Origin of the sequence: Flavobacterium sp., from assembly GCF_044368625.1 — a bacterium.
GTDB lineage: Bacteria > Bacteroidota > Bacteroidia > Flavobacteriales > Flavobacteriaceae > Flavobacterium.
In genome coordinates this window covers 1-4,983 of sequence record NZ_JBIPPD010000344.1, presented here as the reverse complement: position 1 = coordinate 4,983, position 4,983 = coordinate 1, and the positions used below count along the sequence as shown (strand labels likewise).

Below are 4,983 nucleotides of genomic sequence, written 5' to 3'. Positions count from 1 at the left end.
ACGGATTGCTGAAGAAGTACGGTGTCCATGTAGTTAGTCCTACGTGTGGTGAAGGTAGTGCAGCCAGTCAGTGTCAGAACAACTACGATTTCTTAGACCGTTACGAAGAAATCTATGTTGGTTTAGATAACGATGCTGCGGGCAAAGAAGCTACAGAGAACATGCTGAAGATTCTACCGTCAGAGAAGGTGAAGATTGTGTATTGGTCAGCTAAAGACCCACACAAGCTGTTAGAAGACGGTAGTGGTGATCAGATTATCAAAGACTTTTTCAACGCTAAATCATACGTGGATGCGGGTTTGAAGTCATCCAATGAAATCATGGCTGATGTGGAAGAAGTGTTGACTGCACAGAAAATCACATTACCGTCGTATATGTGGCGAATGGAAAAGATGATGAAACGAGCATTCTCCACAAACGGTAGGATTGTCAACATCATAGGTTCAACATCGTGTGGTAAGTCTACACACGTAAACAACATGATTTATCACTGGATATTCACTGAAGGGATGAAACCATTAATCATCTCTCTCGAAGCAACCGCTGGTGAATATGCTGTAGACTTATTATCATTGCACATGCAGAAGAACCTCGATTGGTTTGATGACGGTATGGATGCTTGGAACTACTTACAGCGCGATGATGTGAAAGCGCTCAATGAAAACTTATTCCACGACGATGAATACAACGAACGCTTCCGTATTCTTGATGACCGCGAAGGCAACATTGAATCGCTGAAGAAGTTGATTGAGCGTGGTGTGAAACAATACGATTGTAACATTGTAATCATTGACGTTCTGACAGACTTAGTTCGTTTCTTACCACAAGATGAACAAGAGAAGTTTTTAGCTTGGGAAAGAAACTTTGTTAAGTCAGGTGTTAGTATTGTCAACGTATTGCACACGAAGAAGCCTGAGCGAGATAAGGAAGGTAAGCTGCGTAAGACAACGGAGTACGAAGCACTAGGGACAGGATCTTTCGTACAGTCAGCTCACATTAACATTGTGATCAATCGTGATAAGATGGAATCATGTGAGATTGAACGCAATTCCACATACGTAGAAATGCCGAAGTGTCGCAGAGGAACAACAGGTGAAGCAGGTGTATGGTATTATGACGGCGCTACACGACAAGTGTATGATAGAGATGATTTCTTTAGTCAGAGTAGGCAAGTGAATCCTGAATACGTACAACAACCAGTTGTTTTGGATGAAATACCTATTCCACCATTCGACCCAGATACGGCAGAACCAGAACCTCCTTATGATGAAAGTGAGGTATTTGAATCAGATTTTTAAGGAGATGTAATGAATTGGTTTGTTTATGACCTCGAGACCTACCCGAACTGTTACCTATGTTGTGTCGCAGACATGCAAACACGTAAGATGAAACTGTTTGAGATTTCCTCACGTAAAGATCAACGTAATGAGATGTTTGAATATTTACGCGGCATTCGTAGACAGAACGGCGTTATGGTGTCGTACAATGGACTAGGCTTTGACGAGCCAGTGTTGCAACAGTTGCTGAAGAATAAAACCATGACGGTTGGTGAGATTTACGACTACGCTATGAAAGTTATTCAGTCAGGTTATGGTGATAACAAATGGCAGTATCAAATCAGAGAGAAAGACCGTTTATTACAACAGCTCGATTTGTTTAAAATGAACCACTTCGACAACAAGGCAAAGGCTACATCTTTGAAGATGATTGAGTTTAATTCACGCTCAAACAACATTGAAGATTTACCTTTCCCTGTTGGGAAGCACTTGACTCACACTGAAATGGATGAGTTGTGTAAGTACAACTGCCATGACGTTAAGGAGACAGTGAAGTTCTTTGAGAACTGTAAAGCTCAGATTGAATTCCGTTTAGATTTACAGAAGAAGTATGGATTCAATGCTCTGAATTGGAACGACACGAAGATTGGTAGTGAGTTCTTCATTATGGAGTTGGAAAAAGCTGGTATCAACTGCTATGATAGTCAAGGTAAGCCACGTAAAACAAAGCGAACATACATTGATTTAGTGGATTGTATTTTCCCTTATATTAAGTTTGAGCGACCTGAGTTTAACGCTATTCTTGAATGGTTGAAGCGCCAACGTATTACAGAAACCAAAGGAGTGTTCTCAGATATTCCCGAACATGAACTTGGTGATGTGGCTAAATATGCTTTGATGACAACCAAGCGTATCAAGTTCAAGAACAAACCAACTCAGAAAGAAATTGATGAGATGTTAAAACAATACCCTTTGGGTTGGGTGGAAGAAGTTGAACTGAAAGCTAAATTACCTAAGAAAGATGGTGGTGGATTCAAGAAAGCGTATTGGTTCAACTATCGGATTGCTGATGCTCTGAATGTGGTGATTGATGGGTTATGTTATGTATCAGGAACTGGTGGTGCTCACGCTTCATTAGAGAAGCAAGTTGTTGTAGCTGATGACGAATATATGATTGTGGACATTGATATCCAGAGCATGTACCCGTCGATCTCAATCCAGAACAAAGTTTATCCAGAACATTTAGGTGTTGAGTTTTGTGACATATACCAGCAATTGTTCGAGCTACGTAAGACATTTGACAAGAAATCTGCTGAGAACGCGATGATTAAGCTCGCTTTGAATGGATCGTACGGAAATTCTAACAGTGAGTATCATCCGTTTTACGACCCGAAGTTTACGATGACTATCACAGTCAATGGTCAACTGTGTATCTATATGATGGTGGAGCGATTGCTGAGTATTCCTAATATGCAGATTATCGCTGTGAATACTGATGGTATCACATTCCGTTGTAAGCGGAAAGATGAGGAACTTTTCACTCAAAAGATTAAAGAGTTTGAAGCTATCACCAAGTTACTGTTCGAGCGCTGTGATTACAGTAAGGTTGTTGTAGCTGATGTAAACAGCTATACCGCTGTTAAATTGGACGGTAGTTTGAAACAGAAAGGTCGTTACGAATGGAAGGATTTACCTAATCATAAAAATCACTCAGCGCTGATTGTTAAGATCATGGCAGAGAAGTATTTGGTTGATGGTATTTTACCGGAAGACTACATCCGAACACACGATAATAAGTTTGACTTTTGTAGTCGTACGAAGGTACCACGTAGTAGTAAACTCGTAATCGTAGATGAAGAAGGTGTTGACCATCAGACACAAAACATTTGTCGTTACTACGTGTCTAAGTCAGGTGGTGATTTGGTTAAGGTGATGCCACCATTAGCTGAGTTCAAGGAAGAACAAGTGTGGGTGAATCATCTGACAATGGAAGAAGTTACAATTTCTTCTGCTGTAGATATTGCAAAGTATGAAAAGAAAGGATATACTTTCAGTCATACAGTGAATACTCCTTGTGAAGACCGTAGATTCTTCATTGAGGCTGGTTGGAAGTGTAAGGTTGTAAACGACATCAATGATTTTGTCTGGGATGTTGATTATGATTATTACGTTGAACGTGCTTGGAAACTCATCAATTTTGCTGATGAAAATTCTTCACAAGAAGATGTTGACACAACAGAATAACGTGCTATAATTGCTGCACGTTTTAACAAAGGAGAAATGAAATGCGTAATACACAGAATTGGCCTGTTGGTCTAGCGTTAACTTACTTCGCTGTGGTAATCGGCTTAGTAATCGGTTGGGTGATGAATATCGTAGCTCTTGTAGGTGGTCCAGAATTAGCTCAATGGACAACGTTAGAAGTGTTGCGAGTGGTTGGTATTTTCGTAGCACCTCTTGGTGGTGTGCTGGGTTGGTTATAATTAAGGAGAAAACAATGCAAGATCTACAACAATTTGAATTGACACAGCAATTGATTTTCATTGAGAATTTCTATGATGATTTGAGTAACAATCGTTTTGCGAATTCTCCAGATTATCAGAAGAAACGGAAGAATATTGAGAAGACAATCAGTGGTCGTAGTAAGATTTACGCTCTGCTGAGTCGTTTCAACAGTAGCAATTAAGCACCTTATGTTCTGCGAGAGCTGAACAAACCTAAGTAAACAAGAAATCCCTACAATGTAGGAAAATGTAAATAATATATCGAGGTAAATATGTCTAATACAATTATTGATAACGTAGTTTTCGCTTATGTAAAAATCCAATCTCCGGTGAATAAGTATCAGTCCACTGATTCTGAGTTCACAGTTGATTGTGTAGTATCTAAGGCTCAGGCTAAAGAGTGGAATAAAGCTTTCCCTAAACAGAAAGCCAAGGTTGTAGAGAACGATGAGTTCACTGATAAGTTTAAGATGGAGCTTCCATTCCCAGACCAAGATGAGCAGTATGTTCTGAAGCTGAAGAAGCCACATATTAAGAATGGTAAAGAGCTTGATCAGCGTTACCGTCCTCGTGTGTTCTTGGCAACAGATGGTGAGCCTAAAGACATTACGTTCGATACATTGCCCGCTAATGGTAGTAAAGGTAAAGCAGCTTACACAGTGCGTAGTAATGACTTCGGAACATTTAGTCAGTTAGATTCTATTTTGATTGAAGACTTGATTGAGTATAAATCTGGTGCTGTTGTTGGTGGTGCATTCGGTGTAACTTCTGTGGCAGAGGCACCAGCGGCTAAGGTTGTAAACAAGCAAACAGACGCAACAGGAAGCTCTACAAGCGCTTCTACTCCTGAAGCTAAGCCAACGCAAGGCTCAGGCAAGAAAGCTACTGGTGTCATTACTGACGTTGACGACTCAAGCGACCCATTCTAAAGGTCGTATCGCAAACTAACAAGGACGTTGGTTAACAAGGTAGTTTAATTATGAAAACAAGATTAGTTTGTGGCGTAGGAGTGGTTGATGTTAGCTATGTAGTACAAAAGAAAGTACGTGTAGCGAAAGGGAGGGGGAAGGGAACCCAAAAACTTGAATGGATTTGTCCATATTACTTGAAATGGCGTTGTATGATTGACCGCTGTTATAGTAATAAAAAGTTAAGTAGTGACCCTTCTTATGGAGGTTGTTCAGTGGTAAAAGAATGGCTAC

5 protein-coding genes are annotated in these 4,983 nt (G+C 40.2%); all 5 read left to right on the top strand.

Annotation, left to right across the window (positions count from 1 at the left end):
- The coding region (locus tag ACIQ2X_RS16070; protein WP_396179996.1) for a DnaB-like helicase C-terminal domain-containing protein at positions 1 to 1,298 on the top strand (1,298 nt) is incomplete at its 5' end.
- Positions 1,299 to 1,307: 9 nt separating this feature from the next.
- Positions 1,308 to 3,521 (top strand): hypothetical protein, encoded by a 2,214-nt coding sequence (locus ACIQ2X_RS16065; RefSeq protein WP_396179995.1) that lies wholly within the window; start codon positions 1,308 to 1,310, stop codon positions 3,519 to 3,521.
- Positions 3,522 to 3,684: 163 nt separating this feature from the next.
- Complete coding sequence (locus tag ACIQ2X_RS16060; protein WP_396179994.1) at positions 3,685 to 3,963, top strand: hypothetical protein; 279 nt, start codon at positions 3,685 to 3,687, stop codon at positions 3,961 to 3,963.
- 90 nt (positions 3,964 to 4,053) lie between these two features.
- Positions 4,054 to 4,710: a hypothetical protein gene (locus ACIQ2X_RS16055; RefSeq protein ID WP_396179993.1), complete on the top strand. Its 657-nt coding sequence runs from the start codon at positions 4,054 to 4,056 to the stop codon at positions 4,708 to 4,710.
- Positions 4,711 to 4,760: 50 nt separating this feature from the next.
- Positions 4,761 to 4,983, top strand: a 223-nt coding sequence (locus ACIQ2X_RS16050) for a hypothetical protein (RefSeq protein ID WP_396179992.1), incomplete at its 3' end; no start/stop codon positions are given.